Here is a 15,076-nt window from a genome sequence, read left to right as displayed (position 1 = left end):
ACATAAAAAAAGGCTTCCAAGAAATTGGAAGCCTTTTAGCTTTAGTGATGGCACTAGGATTCGAACCTAGGACCGCCTGCTTAGAAGGCAGGTGCTCTATCCAGCTGAGCTATGCCACCATTTTTAAAGCGGTGCAAAGATAGTTTATTTTCTTAGAAAAATAACCCTCATAAGTTCAAAAAATATGCTTTTCATGTAAAAAAATAAACCTAGCGAATTTAGAACGCTAGGTTTGAAAGTGTTTGCAGTGTGAAAAAGGTAGATTTTTTTTGCTCTAACTAGGATTATTTAGAATTTTCCAGCTTTGCTTTTAATAGCTTCTGTCTTATAATTTCAAATTCCCTGTTGAGTTCATACTCATCAATAGGTTTTCTGAGAATGTGAAGAGGTTCGGTTTTTTTTGCGTTTTCTAAGGTTGTATAATCAGAATTTCCAGTTATGTATACAAAAGGGGTTTTATACTTTTCTTTAAGTATCATAGCCGTCTCAATACCATTTAGTGCTCCAGAAAGCCCAATATCCAGAAGAACCACATCTGGCATATATTGTTCTATGGTACTCAGGGCATCCTCGCCATTATCAGCAGTTTTAACATGAGTTTTACCTGCATTAGTAATAATGTGTTCTAGGAACATTTGGATAATTAGATTGTCTTCTACTATTAGGACTTTTAGTTTCATAGTATTATGATATCTGTTCAATTTCTTGAAACGTTATTATATAGTGTGTACCATTCTCGGTATTATCTTTTTCTATGTTTCCTTTTAATTGTAGTGTTAGCATGTGAATCAATTTTAGCCCCAAAGACTTGGTATTTCTAAAATCTATTTCATCAGAGAATCCACTCCCATTATCTCCTATGTGCATTAGGAAATTAGGGTATTGTAATTTCTCAAACCTGATTGTAATTAATCCTTTCTCTAAATTTTTAAATCCATATTTTAAAGAATTGGTTATGATTTCATTAATCATAAGACCTAGTGGTACGGAAGTGTCTAAATTTAAATGAAGCTCTTCTGAGTCAACCTTTAAATCAACTTCCTTATCTGCTCCTTTCATGGAAGATATTAGGGTAGAGGCCAATTGCTTTGTGTAATCTGCATAATTTATTTTACTTAAATCTTTAGACCTGTACAGCATTTCATGAATTATAGCCATAGAGTTTATTCGGTATTGGCTATACCTAAAAAGCCCTTTTATTTTATCATCCTTAATAAAACTAGACTGTAAGCTTAAGAGGCTGGATATAACCTGTAAGTTGTTTTTTACTCTATGATGTATTTCTTTTAGTAGCGTATCCCTTTCGCTAAGCCTGTTCTTTATGGTTTTGTTTAAAGAGTTAATATGTTTGTTCTTCTTATAGAGCGTGTAAATAATACTTAAGAATAAGACTATCCCTATGGTAAGAACGCCTGCTGCTAAATAGGTAGATCTTTTGTATTCGGCCAATTGTTGGTGAATAGATAGAATATTGGGTTTTGTATAGATTGTCCAATTTTGATTCCCTTCCAGACTTATTTCTCTTTGATAATAAAAAGCATTGCCAAAACGGTCTTTCTTAGTGAAATCGGTTTTTGTTTTCGAGTAGAGGTTTTCACCCTCGCCACTATAGAAAACTTCGTTTTTAGAATTCAGAAATGTAATGTCTTGGTCTTTAAAACTATCAAGCCAGCTCTTTGCATTTAGATTAAGGCCAACCATGCCATTTAGTTCTTTGTTTAGGTGGATAGGTGTAAAAAAGCGAATGGTAGGTCTATATGGAATTTCTATCGTATCATTTTCAATATTTAGGTCCATGTTAGAAATATAAACATCGCCTTTTTGTAAGGTCAATACTTTTTTGAAATAATCTCTATGGCCTTTATATTGAAATTTAGAAACAACGGAACTGTCCTTATTGTCTACCCTTATAATTTCCATGCCCTTTGAATCAATTAATCTAGCTTGGAAGTAATTGTGGTCTATGTCTAGGAAATGGGATAATTTTTGTTCCGTTAATTTAAGTGGCGTACTGGTGTGTAAATCCAGTTCTATTAAGTCTCCTAAAAATGCTACATTTCTCTTGCTTATTTTGTAGAGTTCAAAAAGTTTGGACTCCGCATCTTTAAGCTTATTTTTTGCAGTTATTTCTTCAACAAGGGTAATGTTTTTATGAAATAATTTAATGCGCTGAACGGATAAATTCCATATAATAACACACGTAATCATAAAGAGTATAGTGGCCGTGATTATTAACTTTTTCCCCATGAGGTAAGCAATTGTAATTATTCTATATCTGATGTAGTTTTCGGGGATTTTACATATGTAGATAGACTTGGTAAGTGTAATAGTTACTCTAAATTTAACATAAAAGTATTTGTAAAAATGTTAAAATATGTTAAAATTGTAGTATTAATATTACAAAAATTGATTGTTTTGCCTGTTTTGAAACAATAGCAACATTGCGTACTTATTTGATTATTAGTAAAGTGTGTGTGAAGAGATTGATTATGTCCTAGCAGTGAAATTTAAGATTGCTCGTCGTTGATCAAGATTTCTAGAACAAGAATAGCAGCTTCGGTAATCTTCGTGCCGGGACCAAATACAGCAATAGCCCCACTTTCAAACAAAAAAGGATAGTCTTGTTTGGGAATTACTCCGCCCACTACAACCATAATATCATCACGGCCATACTTCTTCAATTCAGAAATAACTTCGGGTACAAGGGTTTTGTGTCCACCTGCCAAAGAGGATACACCAAGAATGTGCACATCATTCTCCACAGCTTGCTTGGCTACTTCTGCGGGAGTTTGGAAAAGAGGTCCTATATCCACGTCAAAACCTAGATCGGCATAACCTGTTGCTATAACTTTGGCGCCCCGGTCATGTCCGTCTTGACCCATTTTTGCAATTAGAATACGTGGCCGTCTTCCATCTAGCTCAGCAAATTGGTCTGAAAGCCTAGAAGCTTTTTTAAAACTCTCGTCTTCTTTTATTTCTTTTGAATACACACCTGAAATAGATTGAATGTTCGCTTTATATCTGCCAAACACTATTTCCAGAGCACTACTGATTTCTCCTAAAGTAGCTCTGTGTCTAGCGGCATCTACTGCTAAAGCTAATAAATTTTCATCTGAACTAGATGGTTGAGCTGTAGAGTCTTTAGCCATTACCATTTTCTGATGGGCCGCATCCGTTAGTTTTTTAAGTGCGTCTGCTACTTTTTCTGAGTCCCGACTTTGTTTTATGCTGTTTAAACGCTCCAATTGTTTTTTGCGCACCGCATTATTATCTACTTCTAAAATTTGAAGGCCATCATCATCTTCCGTCTGATATTTGTTAACTCCAACAATGGTATCTTGACAACTATCTATTCTAGCTTGTTTTTTTGCAGCTGTTTCTTCAATTCGCAATTTGGGTATACCAGCTTCTATTGCTTTGGTCATACCTCCCATTTCCTCAACTTCTTCAATAAGTTCCCAAGCTTTATGGGTAAGGTCTTCTGTTAGTTTCTCCACATAAAAACTACCTGCCCAAGGGTCTACCGTTTTGGTGATTTTTGTTTCTTCTTTGAGGAATAATTGCGTGTTTCTGGCTATCCGTGCAGAAAAGTCTGTAGGTAGCGCAATTGCCTCATCTAGTGCATTGGTATGTAGACTTTGGGTGCCGCCCAATACGGCAGATAGCCCTTCTATTGTGGTACGAGCCACATTATTGAAAGGGTCTTGAGCAGTAAGACTCCAGCCACTGGTTTGGCAGTGCGTCCGAAGCGACATGGATTTATTGTTCTTCGGGTTAAATTGCTTTACCAACTTCGCCCATAAAATACGGCCTGCCCGTAGCTTTGCAATTTCGGTAAAATGATTCATTCCAATACCCCAAAAGAAAGAAAGTCTGGGAGCAAAACTATCAATATCAAGTCCGGCTTTTAAACCAGTTCTAATATATTCAAGTCCGTCTGCCAGGGTGTACGCCAATTCCAGTTCTGCCGTAGCACCTGCCTCATGCATATGATAACCAGATATACTTATACTGTTAAATTTAGGCATGTGTTCACTAGTGTATCTAAAAATATCGGAAATGATATCCATGGAAGGCGCAGGAGGGTAAATATAGGTGTTGCGCACCATAAACTCTTTTAGAATATCATTCTGAATGGTTCCTGTCAATTCTTTAAGCGATACGCCCTGTTCTTCGGCTGCAACAATATAAAATGCCATAATAGGGAGCACTGCTCCGTTCATGGTCATAGAAACGGACATTTTATCCAACGGAATTCCATCAAACAAAATTTTCATATCCTCCACAGAATCTATAGCCACGCCGGCCTTACCTACATCACCAACAACGCGTTCGTGGTCACTATCATAACCACGGTGTGTTGGTAGGTCAAAAGCAATGGAGAGACCTTTTTGGCCTCCTTTTAAGTTTCTTCGGTAAAAAGCATTACTCTCTTCAGCAGTAGAAAATCCTGCATATTGGCGTATGGTCCATGGGCGCTGCACATACATAGTGCTGTAAGGCCCACGTAAAAACGGAGGTATCCCAGCAGCAAAATTCAGGTGTTCTAAATCCGTCTTATCTTGTTCGGCAATTGATTTATCTGCCGTTTTCTCAAAGGAAATATGTTGAATGTCTTTTCTCATGTAAATCTCTTTCTTGCCACTGCATGGGTTTATTTCCCTTGCCAACCTTCACTTTTCAATCGTTCTTTTTCCAACGTCTCTGTTAGTCGTCTTTCTAGAATGGGCTCGATCAATGTTTTCTCTTTTCGCTGGTTCAGAAAAGGGAATACTTCAAGCTGGTCTTTCATGATATCCTTTTCACTAGTATAGGCATTGGAGCCTACAAGAATTTCTTGAGAAGAGTTAAACTTATCTTGCTCTTTTTGGGCACTTTCCTTTAGTTTTTTATGAGCAGTGTGGTATTTTAATTGTTTTAGAAAGCCGCCATTGGCTTCAATATCTTTAAATAGAAGCAACCCTTTTTCCGCAAGTTGGTCCGTAATATTTTCAATATAATAAGCGCCTTCTGCAGGATTTTGCAGTTCGTCAAAATAACTCTCCTCTTTTAGTAAAACCAGTTGGTTTCTGGCAATACGTTCCGCAAACTCGTTATTTTTATGATAGATAAAATCATATTTGAGGTTGCAAACGCTATTCGCTCCGCCCAATATGGCCGCCATACATTCCGTAGTAGTACGGATCATGTTCATGTTGTAATCGTAAAGTGTCTTGTTTCGTTTGGAAGGCATTGCCTCTATATGGCAATCCGAAACAATTCCGTATTCCGCCGAAAGTAATTTCCAAAGTCTACGCAGTGCCCTGATTTTTGCGATTTCAAAGAAATAATTACTGCCTACAGCTATTTTGAAGGTAATAGTATCTATACTGGACCCAAAGTGATTTAGATATTCATTGGCGTGGGCTAGGGCATAGGCCAGTTGCTGAACCATAGTGCCACCGGCATTCTGATAAAGTGCGGCATTTATGCTAATGATATTCTTTGGTCTTTGAGTAGTTGGTGTTTGTAAAAGGGTATACAGATTTTGAAGATCCTGCCCCATGTTAATAAACCAATTTCCCTTGGATGCCAGTTGACCAATGGGGTCTATGTGAAAGGAAATATGTTCTTTTTCAATTTGAGTGGAGTTCGCAAATTTTTCTAAATCATCAGTCAATAGGCTTTCAAACTGACAGTGAATAGTAATAGTAGTATAATCAATGTTTTCTAAAAGCGACTTGAAATCAATGTTTACTGAAGGCAATGTAAAAAGAATACTTTCCGCGCCTCCTTTAATAGCGTTCAGAGCACTTTTGTTGGCCAAAGTAATATCTTTAACTACAATGTGCTGTGTAATTTTCCAAGGTGCTAGGACTTCTAAATGGGTAGCGGTGTTTGTTTGAATATCATCTGTATGATAAAAGGGTTTCACCTTAATACCTTCTGGGGATTCCCAAACCAATTTTTGATTGTAATCCGCACCTTTAAGTTCGTATTGAATGTTTTGCTTCCACTCTTTTGCGGAAACCTTTTTAAAATCGTCGAACAGTTTTTGTTTCATGCCAATGGAATAATCCTAATGTTCATGAAAAGTACGATTTTCAGAGGTACTTTAAAAGTATTTCCTGTTTGGTGTTAAGTTTGGATAAGGAGAGATGAACTTATTGTAAAATAGGATTAAGGCACTTTTTAATAAAGGCTTAAATGCGAAATTTTTAAGAATATTTATATTAAAATAAGTTGGGCTTCTAATTAATTTGCTCCCAAGTAAAGCCACTACTCTGTAACCAAACTATTCTTTCGTCTGCAGGTATGGTAAAACTTTGAACATGATTTGAATCATAATAACTAAAAGGTACCGTTACTTCAAACACGCCCAATTTTTTAATAACATACATTACACCTTCTGAATCTGCAGGAGATGGCAGGAAAATTTCGGTATCTCCATTTATTAATAAAGTATGGTGGTTTTCCGATGGACCAATAGTTCCTGAAAGAAATGTAATTGGTGTAGAAATACTACCTGAAACAGATAATCTCGCATTTGTTTTGTTAGTTCCGACCCCCAATTGTTCCTTAGTATCATCCCAGTATAATCTATTATTTTTCTCTGCCGGGGTACCATCATTAGCTGCAAAAAAGATACTACCCGGCTCACCTAGCAATAGCTGGTTACCGCCTTCATCCACACCGTCGAAAAAAATAAGTGTTTCTTGACCATCTTCATTGAAGTAGGTGTATGTGCCGTTTTCATTTCTTACGATTGTAGTTATAGTCTCATCACCCGTGCCTCCCTCTCCTCCGGGGGTAGTGGCGCACATGTTATTCCATTCGATTCCATTGTAGTAAAAGACACAATCTTCATCTATATTGTAGACCAAAGCTCCATTTAGAGGGGTAAGGTTTAGCATTTCAGTATCTGTAACCCTAGAGAGGACCAAGACCTTGCTCGTACTTTCTAGCTCTAGCAGTGAAGTTGGATCTATTGTAGTAGGGTTATCTCCAATTTTCACTTGGCCGTAACTGTAATAACAAGAAGTTATTAGAGAGAATAGTAGTAATTTCTTAAATATAAAGGACATAGTGGGAGAACTTTAATGTATTAAAGGTTCAATTGTTTTGAAAATTAAGATGTTAAACCTAGAGTATTGCAATAAATCGTTAATCACCTATATTATATCGCTCAATGTCTTAAAAAGTAATGGAATAATAAGAATTTTACTTTTTTAACGAGAAAGCAATTATTTTTATCTCAAATAAACCTTTCAACGTAATATGTTATTAGTACTAGAAAATATAATATAATATTTTATAACTTTAGCTCAGATAGTAATCGTCCACTACATTATTTTTGGTACCATATTTGATAGTAAATGTGTCGTGTAAAGGAAAACTACAACTGTAAAATTATAAACCATAAATACGTATTAAAACACCTTCTGAGATGTTGAAAAATAAAATATTTAGAGGTAAGAATATTAATTTAATATTTTTCTTACCAATATTTTTTTTGATTGTAAATTGTAGTAAAGAAGATACACCGCCTCCTACGCCTACAGGTCAGAGTAAACAGTATACTATTTTTAATACAAATCTGTCAGACTTAATTGGTACTGTAGATTTTATAGAAAACACTAATGGTTCTACGACCATCTATTTGAAATTGAATAATAGTACAAAAGGTAATAATAACCCAGTTAGATTAAGAAGAAAAACTGCCAATATTGGAGGAGGAATAGCTGTTGATTTACAAAGTGTAAATGGAGAAAATGGCACAAGCAATACCACTTTGACTAAGTTGGAAAATGGTGAAAGCATTAGCTATGAGCAGTTAGCGGAGTTCAATGGGTATATTGCCATTGAAGGTGAAAACGAAAATGAGGGAGCATTACTTGCTTATACGGATCTTGGGCCTAATGAATTAACTGGGGAGAAAGTAACATACAACCTTTACTCTCCAGATGGAGTATTCAATGGTCTAGCTACTTTGGAAGAACGTAAAAAAGGGACTGCAGCCTTAATGATCGGTCTTCTAGAAATTGATAATGAAAGTGAATTGCTGTGTACATTAAATATTCTTCAAGAAAATAGTGAAGAGGAATATGTACATCAACTATCCTCCATTACAAGTGAATCAAATGGATTTAGTTTTAATGAATTAACTGAGATTAACGGTGTAGCTACTACGTATGAAGAGATTTTGGAGATTAATGGCTATATTGAAGTAGGCGACCCAAATAATACAATCTCTTTTAAAGCAAAAGGAGGAATAGGGTCTAATACAGATTAAGAGGTAAACTCCTTTGGTAACCTGATTTTATTTACTACCAATTTCATCAAACATTTAAGAAAGGTTTAGTAGGTAAATTTTAATTTTCATAATATTTTTTAGTAAAAATATCTATTCTTCTTTCCCATGTACTATTCATGGCATGGGTATAAGCGTTGAGAGCTTTTTCTTTTCTTAACTTAGGATTGGATTGGAATTCTAATATTGCTTTAGCAATATCTTTTGCTGTACCATCTCCTTCGGAAGGGTCTATTTTAATGGCACAACTTTCTGGGACTAAGTTTCGGACACCACTAATGTTTAAAACTATTAACGGTAGACTGTAAGCCATGGCTTCCATGACCTGAATTCCTAAAGTATCTCTTAAAGAGCAGAAAAGCATAATGTCTGCCTTTCTATATTGTTCAGCTACTTGTTCAAAAGGGATTTGACCTAAAACTTCTATTTTGGAGGAATCTATGCCATATTGTTTTTTCCATTCATCTAGATACGCATCTGTCTCTCCACCTCCTACAATAGTTAGCTTATAAGGAGTGTCTTTTGGTAAAAATGAAAGCGCATGTAAAGAAAGGTTTAGTCCTTTTCTAGGTAAAAGTCTACCAATCCAAATAATGTTAAGAACCTTGTGGTCAGGTTTTTCAATAAACTGTAATGTGTTATACTTTTTAGGTATGGCATATATTTCAGTTAAACGACTCTTATTTTGATCTAACAATTTAGAGCTATCTAGAAGCTCTTTTGTTTCATGGTTGGTTGTAATTACGTAAGATGCTTTTTTAAGAGTAGCTCTTAGGCTATTACTGTATTTAACTAGAATTTTTGATACAAAACCCCTTATAACCTCAATCCGCCAGGCTTTTCCAAAATATGATTTGAATATGGGTAATGCCATTTGTCCCCCTCCAACCGGTCCGAATATAATTTTACAGTTATTTAACTTGTAAAGACATGTGCCTTGTTGAAAACTACCGTAAGTGACATGGTGCGCAATGTCAAAATTATATTTTAGATGAAGTTTTTTAGCCAGGTTTGCTGCTTTTTTCTTCCACAAGTAATAATGTAAGTAAATAGACTTCCCTGAAGGGTCAAATAATAATTTATCTAAGCCCATACCTAATTCTACGAATTCGAAATGTAGATTTGGAAGGTTTAATTTATGGTATTCTTTTTCAATTTTTTCTTTATCATCAAAATTGGTCATGCAATAAACAGTATACCCTTTTTCAGCCAGACCTATAGCCCAGTTCCATCCACGACCTTCCTCCGATCCTTTGGATGGTGAACAGGCGTAAGCGCTAAGAAGTATTTTTTTTGTCATAATTGTTTCTACAAAAGGTTGGGGCAAAGAGTTTATAAACAGCTCTTTAATTAATTCTTGAAAAGGGGTGTTTCCCTTTTATGTTTTAATTATATTTTCCTCAACTATTCAGGATTTATACAGTTCTTCTATTTTCGTTTTGTTGATTTCTTCGAATTGGTTAGAATATTGTATTTGATTTACGTTTTCTAAGAGCTGTTGGGCTTTTTGATGGGTTAAAAAATCATCAATTGTGTTCTCTATACATTCTTGTGTACCATCTTTCGCAATAATACCAGTTTCATTATGGAGTGTATATTCAGGAAGTCCGCCGGTGTTTGTAACTAAAACCGGGCACCCCAAGGCATATGCGGTCATAATCACGCCACTTTGAGTTGCATCTTTGTAGGGGCAGACTACTAATTTAGAATTACTTATGATCGTGGCCATTTCTACATTACTTAAGAACTTATTTTCAATTGTAACATTTTTACTTTTTACATTTAGAAAATCAGGATTATATCCATTTATACTCTTACCTCCAATATAGAATTTTACATCAGGGTGTTTTAAAATAAGCCCATCAAAGGCGCCAACAAATAATTCTATTCCTTTATAAGGCGATATACGACCTACAAAGCTTATATAATCTTTAGAATTGCTTTTACCGGTTGGCAAAAATGATTTGTATATCGTGTAAGGCATAAGCCTAGAGACTATTACTTTCTTACTCTTTCGTAATTGTGGTTTCAAAATTTTTTCACTGAATTCGCTAAAGACCACAAATTTATCAATGAGATTAAACCAAACCTTTCGATACAGTTCTCGTTGCCATTCAAATTCTCCGGTATGGGTTAATGGATCATGAATATTAGCAATCATTTTTTTTCTACGAAAAAAGAAGAAGGGTAAATTGAATAATGTACGACTGGAAAAATCATCCAAATGAATAAAATCTGGCTGTATTTTGGAAATGTGTTTTTCTAACTCCTTAGAAACAGCTCTGGTTTTCCAAAGTTTTTTTGTTGGGTAAACAACAAAATTTACCGATATACAATTTTCAAAATATGGCGAGAGATATTCTAATTTCCATTCTTCAACAACCTTTTCAAAGGATGTTAGCGCAGGAAACTTATTAAGGTCAGTGTCAATATTAAGAATATTTGCCTTAAGCTGGTTAGGCGAGAGTTCTATAAGAACATGCGTTTTATATCCTTCGGCAGCTAATAAGCGAATGTATTCAATTGCAGCATCTAAAAAATAGACTTGGGTACAAAAGACAATAGTTTTTAAATTTTCTTTTTGTTTCATCTCTATTCTTTAACTTTTAGACTTAAATCCCATTTTTTTTGGTATAAAAATAACATCACCATAGCAGCCACTATAACCCATAATCCAATAAATAGTAAGTATGGGGAAATAATTTTGGACAAGAATATATATGTTAGGACTATACTAGCAGTTCCTATAATAAATAAGAGAATATGAGAAAGTGATGTAAGTTTATTTTTTAGAAGTACGATATCTTGGGAAAGATGGAATACGGCAAAAGAAATAAAGATTGAATAATTAACCACAGAGAGGGACGACCAAAAAGAAAGCCCAACTAAACAGAGTGTAGTGTTTATTAGAATACTATTTATGTTGAACCACATATCTAGTTTTTCCAGTTTTAGAGCTATTAAAATATTAGCTTGAACTAAGGAGGTTGGGAAAACCAGCATGGTCAGAAACATTTCTTTGGTGAAAATTGCAGAATCTGCATATTTTTCTCCAAAAATTAATGGTAAAATCTCGTCAGCAAATGAATATGTGAACGTAAAAGCACCCAAACCATAAATTGTACAGAACAAGAAAACTTTATGATAAAGTGATTTGAGTCCCTCTGTATCTTGGTTTTTTGAATATTCTACAAATTTTGGCAACAGGGTTGAACTTAATACTACAGGTATAAGTTGTGCTAACGAGAAAATCTTAAAAGAGTTTTCATAATGTGCCACAGCAGATAATGGTAGCATTTTAGAAATAATTAATGTAGCAGATTTCCAGTAGACTACATAGGCACTTCCTATAATTGCGAAAGGCCAATATTTAGACAGAATATTTTTGATAAAATCTAGAGGCAGTTTAACTTTCCAAAAGCCCATAAGATTTATACCATCTGCAGATCCTATCTTCAAAAATAGATTCAGTGTTATAAATCTAGTTATAACAAGTAGTATTGTAAGAATAACAATGTTAAAAGGGTAGATGAACAAAATACACGCAATCCCAAATTTAGCAAAGGCCTCAATAGATAAGACGGTAACTGTTTTCTTTTGAGCAAATTGAGCAATGTTAATATTTTTGATAGAGTAAATAATATTATCAAAAATTATGTTTATCGCGAAAAGTATGGATAGCTTTTGGACAGTCGGGTTTTCATAAAGGACCAAAGCAAGGATTATATTGACTATTAAAAAGAATAGACCAAAATAGGTTTGCATTTTTAAAAACTTAGCGGCAAGCTCACTTTTGTTTTCAACATTTACAATTTCTCTAATGAACCAGTGCCCTAGACCCATGGCAGAAAACGCCACAATCATTTGATAGAGACTGTTTGCTATTAAATATTCTGAAAAATCCTCTACAGAATAATGACGCGCAATAAGAACATAAAATAGACTTAAAAGAATATTTTGCGTAAGACTGCCAGCTACACCCCAAAAACTATTTTTAAAAATTTTTGAACGAAACTTAGGACTAATTTTATTTAGAATTTTTTGCATGTACTTATGGTGAAATTCTACTTAATGCTTTAAAAACTCCGAAAAGTCTTTATTCATCTGTTCTGTTATTTTTTGTCGAGAAAAGTTTTTTCCTAGTAATTCGTTGTTTTTTGCCATTTGTTCCCGTAAATCAGGGTTTTCATATAATTTATTGAGAGCCTTGGTTACGCTTTTTGAATTTTGCCCATCTACCCATAAACAATTATCGGGCTCTTTTAGATGATCAATTGCTGCTCTAGTCTTTGTCGTGATTACTGGTAAACCACATGCAACCGATTTAAAAAGAGCCATAGGAAAGCCTTCGTCAAAATAAGTAGGAAATACTAAGGCATCAGTGTTAGCATAAAAGTGATCACATTCCTCTTCTGGTAAAAAACCAGTAAGATGTACATGATTTTCTATCTGTAATTCCTTTATTTCGTTTTTAAAAGCATCATACTCTTCTCCATCACCTGCAAAGATGAAAACACATTCATCCTTATGAATAAACTTTGGAATAGCTCTGATGATACTGAGAATTCCTTTTTCGGCAATCATACGTCCAGCAAAGAAAAATTTAAATCGTTTATCATTTAAACCATGACTTTCTAAAAAGGCAGTTGATTTTGTAGACCGTTTTGAGTCTATAATATTACCTGTAACGTAAGCTTTTTTGCCAAAAGTAGGAGCATGGTGAATAATGTTATTTTTTTCTTCATGAGATAAGAAAAACCATAGACTTACTTGGTGAGTTAAGTATGGTATTACGATACTATCAAAGAAAAATGATTTTTTAGTCAGTATAGAAAGATCGGATCCATGAGTTTTGATGGCGACATGTAATTTTCTCCAATAAAATAATCTGATTAGTACTATAGTAATAAAATCCCTTGTTGTTCCAACTGGCTCAAACCTAGAGTTTAGGTAAAGTAAATCTGGTTTCATCTTCCGTAATCGTTTTATAATAGCAAACGCATTACTTATTACACCAAGTAGCTTATCAATTTTACCTCCGTGTGGTTTGTTTCGGGTATAGATAATTGTTTCACATTCATTACCAAGATCTTTTAAACCTTCAACCTCATCCATGGCTAGGTTGATATGGTTCTTTGGAGGAATGCCAATTAATATTTTTGTTGCCATCTTAGTATTCTTTCATAATTACAAGCTACTGGGAAATTGCCCAATGGCTATTATTTAGTTTGATTTAGATTTCCTAAATCTGCCTGATGTTCTTATTAATGTTGATGCCTGAATTAGATAATGACCTGTTCAGGTCTATCTTGAAAACAGAGCTTATTTCAATTTCATTCAGGATTTGTTTACTACTCTTCCTGGGTTTCCTACAATCGTGCAATTATCGGGTACGTCTCGTATAACCACACTTCCACTAGCTATTTGTACATTATTACCTATGCGAATAGGTCCAAGTATACAGACATTGCTGCCAATGTGTACATTGTTTCCAATAATTGGAGATCCGCTATGATTGGTTTTGTCAAACTCTTTTCCTCCTATGGTTGTACTTTGTCGTATTGAACAATTATCTCCTATTACCGTGCTTGGGCTAATTACCAAAGCTTGACCATGATGCACAGCAAGTTTTTTTCCAATACGTGTACGCCAAGGTATTTCTACACCTAAAACCCACTCTATCGTAAACCTGTAAAACAGCAAGTAGGGAAGTCCTAGAAAAAATAGAATCTTATTTTTTGTACAAAGACTAGCAAGCCTGTACATTACCATAATAAGTTTTCCCTTCTGTTCATTTAATTTCCAGTCTTGAAAAATGGATTTCATTCTTTTAGTTATATCGTTAAAACTCTAAGCTGTATTTTATATTTATTGATTTTTTAATTTCCCTTTCACCAAGTCAACAACTTTATCTGAAAACAGTGTAGCACCATCATCGTTTAAGTGCGAGATATCGTCAAAAAGATATGGAGCTTTCAAGAAGTCCGTATTTCTAGTAAAATCAAAAAATGGTACTTTTTCCTCATCACATAATTTTTTGCAAAGAGCAATAGAATAATCACTTTCGTAATTGTAAAAAATAGGCGAGACTACAACAATCATTGGAATTTTGTTCTGTTTACACAAATCCAAAAACTCTTTGAATACAGTAATTTTGTTTTCATCAGCCTCATAAGGTTTAACAGTGTCATGAAGAGCTATGGGATCTTTCCATTCTCCAAATAACGGCACGTAACCTTTATTAGCTTTAGTTCGCATTCCCTCAATATTTACATTTCCAATTACAATATTCCCTATGGTAGAATTGTATGGGTAGATGCCTGATACATTCTTAAAGGGTTCGTAAGGGCTTCTTAAATCAACAATGTTCCTTATTTCCGGGTGGTGTTTATAATAGGGGAGTAAAGATGAGAGACGGTCGTAATCACCTTCGTCATAGGAAAATTTTCCGGCAAAATCATATAATATTAGCTTTGGCTTATAACGTTTCAGTACGGAACGAAGAATGGCTGTTTGATAGAAAATAAAATTACCGTCTCTACCGGTGTTATAGAAAGTACTGTTCAGTTTTTTTTCAAAAACATCTGTTTTGTAATGGTGGTTAGCGCGTGAAGAACCGAATACTAGAATATCTTCATTCGTGTGCTCAATACTATAAGTAGTACGATGTTGAAAACCAGAAGTTTGCTTGAAATAAAAGTACTCTAGTCCTTTACCTATACCAAAGTCTAGTATGAAGACAATGATAAGACCAATAATACAATGAAGAACAAATTTTTTCATACG

At 34.6% G+C, this 15,076-nt stretch carries 12 protein-coding genes and 1 tRNA gene; 1 reads left to right on the top strand and 12 read right to left on the bottom strand.

Going from position 1 to position 15,076, the window contains the following annotated elements:
• Positions 1 to 45: 45 nt before the first annotated feature.
• From HW347_RS00800 to HW347_RS00775, 6 genes are all read right to left on the bottom strand, one after another.
• Positions 46 to 119: transfer RNA gene (locus tag HW347_RS00800), tRNA-Arg, on the bottom strand.
• Positions 120 to 284: 165 nt separating this feature from the next.
• Positions 285 to 680, bottom strand: a complete 396-nt coding sequence (locus tag HW347_RS00795; protein ID WP_214610070.1) for a response regulator — start codon at positions 678 to 680, stop codon at positions 285 to 287.
• Positions 681 to 684: 4 nt separating this feature from the next.
• Positions 685 to 2,247, bottom strand: a complete 1,563-nt coding sequence (locus HW347_RS00790; RefSeq protein ID WP_214610069.1) for a sensor histidine kinase — start codon at positions 2,245 to 2,247, stop codon at positions 685 to 687.
• Between the two features lie 260 nt (positions 2,248 to 2,507).
• Complete coding sequence (gene scpA / locus HW347_RS00785; RefSeq protein ID WP_214610068.1) at positions 2,508 to 4,625, bottom strand: methylmalonyl-CoA mutase; 2,118 nt, start codon at positions 4,623 to 4,625, stop codon at positions 2,508 to 2,510.
• A gap of 29 nt (positions 4,626 to 4,654) precedes the next feature.
• Positions 4,655 to 6,043, bottom strand: a complete 1,389-nt coding sequence (locus HW347_RS00780; RefSeq protein WP_214610067.1) for a methylmalonyl-CoA mutase subunit beta — start codon at positions 6,041 to 6,043, stop codon at positions 4,655 to 4,657.
• A 187-nt stretch (positions 6,044 to 6,230) separates the two neighbouring features.
• Positions 6,231 to 7,064, bottom strand: coding sequence for a hypothetical protein (locus HW347_RS00775; protein WP_214610066.1), 834 nt, complete (start codon positions 7,062 to 7,064; stop codon positions 6,231 to 6,233).
• Positions 7,065 to 7,492: 428 nt separating this feature from the next.
• Between HW347_RS00775 and HW347_RS00770 the strand changes: the two genes are divergently transcribed.
• Complete coding sequence (locus tag HW347_RS00770) at positions 7,493 to 8,272, top strand: hypothetical protein (RefSeq protein ID WP_214610065.1); 780 nt, start codon at positions 7,493 to 7,495, stop codon at positions 8,270 to 8,272.
• Positions 8,273 to 8,351: 79 nt separating this feature from the next.
• Here the strand turns inward: HW347_RS00770 and HW347_RS00765 are convergent, their stop codons facing one another.
• The 6 genes from HW347_RS00765 to HW347_RS00740 all read right to left on the bottom strand — a co-directional run bounded on the left by HW347_RS00765 (position 8,352) and on the right by HW347_RS00740 (position 15,073).
• Positions 8,352 to 9,590: a glycosyltransferase family 4 protein gene (locus tag HW347_RS00765; protein WP_214610064.1), complete on the bottom strand. Its 1,239-nt coding sequence runs from the start codon at positions 9,588 to 9,590 to the stop codon at positions 8,352 to 8,354.
• A gap of 108 nt (positions 9,591 to 9,698) precedes the next feature.
• On the bottom strand, positions 9,699 to 10,880 hold the full coding sequence (locus HW347_RS00760; RefSeq protein WP_214610063.1) for a glycosyltransferase family 4 protein: 1,182 nt from the start codon (positions 10,878 to 10,880) through the stop codon (positions 9,699 to 9,701).
• 2 nt (positions 10,881 to 10,882) lie between these two features.
• On the bottom strand, positions 10,883 to 12,337 hold the full coding sequence (locus HW347_RS00755; protein ID WP_214610062.1) for an oligosaccharide flippase family protein: 1,455 nt from the start codon (positions 12,335 to 12,337) through the stop codon (positions 10,883 to 10,885).
• 21 nt (positions 12,338 to 12,358) lie between these two features.
• Positions 12,359 to 13,459, bottom strand: a complete 1,101-nt coding sequence (locus HW347_RS00750; RefSeq protein WP_214610061.1) for a glycosyltransferase family 4 protein — start codon at positions 13,457 to 13,459, stop codon at positions 12,359 to 12,361.
• 168 nt (positions 13,460 to 13,627) lie between these two features.
• The gene (locus HW347_RS00745) at positions 13,628 to 14,116 is read right to left on the bottom strand and encodes a serine O-acetyltransferase (protein WP_214610060.1); all 489 of its coding nucleotides are present in this window, start codon (positions 14,114 to 14,116) and stop codon (positions 13,628 to 13,630) included.
• A 42-nt stretch (positions 14,117 to 14,158) separates the two neighbouring features.
• Entirely contained in the window at positions 14,159 to 15,073 is a 915-nt protein-coding gene (locus HW347_RS00740; protein ID WP_214610059.1) for a DUF1574 domain-containing protein, read from the bottom strand.
• Positions 15,074 to 15,076: the final 3 nt, after the last annotated feature.

It is taken from the genome of Zobellia barbeyronii, from assembly GCF_018603515.1.
Classification (GTDB): domain Bacteria; phylum Bacteroidota; class Bacteroidia; order Flavobacteriales; family Flavobacteriaceae; genus Zobellia; species Zobellia barbeyronii.
Note: the sequence above shows the minus strand (reverse complement) of the source record. Positions and strands in the feature narration are given on the sequence as shown.

Bases quoted from the DNA above. Each gene is read 5' to 3' on its own strand.
- HW347_RS00795 (WP_214610070.1), bottom strand. From the start codon at position 680: ATGAAACTAAAAGTCCTAATAGTAGAAGACAATCTAATTATCCAAATG.
- HW347_RS00790 (WP_214610069.1), bottom strand. From the start codon at position 2,247: ATGGGGAAAAAGTTAATAATCACGGCCACTATACTCTTTATGATTACG.
- scpA (WP_214610068.1), bottom strand. From the start codon at position 4,625: ATGAGAAAAGACATTCAACATATTTCCTTTGAGAAAACGGCAGATAAA.
- HW347_RS00780 (WP_214610067.1), bottom strand. From the start codon at position 6,043: ATGAAACAAAAACTGTTCGACGATTTTAAAAAGGTTTCCGCAAAAGAG.
- HW347_RS00775 (WP_214610066.1), bottom strand. From the start codon at position 7,064: ATGTCCTTTATATTTAAGAAATTACTACTATTCTCTCTAATAACTTCT.
- HW347_RS00765 (WP_214610064.1), bottom strand. From the start codon at position 9,590: ATGACAAAAAAAATACTTCTTAGCGCTTACGCCTGTTCACCATCCAAA.
- HW347_RS00760 (WP_214610063.1), bottom strand. From the start codon at position 10,880: ATGAAACAAAAAGAAAATTTAAAAACTATTGTCTTTTGTACCCAAGTC.
- HW347_RS00755 (WP_214610062.1), bottom strand. From the start codon at position 12,337: ATGCAAAAAATTCTAAATAAAATTAGTCCTAAGTTTCGTTCAAAAATT.
- HW347_RS00750 (WP_214610061.1), bottom strand. From the start codon at position 13,459: ATGGCAACAAAAATATTAATTGGCATTCCTCCAAAGAACCATATCAAC.
- HW347_RS00745 (WP_214610060.1), bottom strand. From the start codon at position 14,116: ATGAAATCCATTTTTCAAGACTGGAAATTAAATGAACAGAAGGGAAAA.
- HW347_RS00740 (WP_214610059.1), bottom strand. From the start codon at position 15,073: ATGAAAAAATTTGTTCTTCATTGTATTATTGGTCTTATCATTGTCTTC.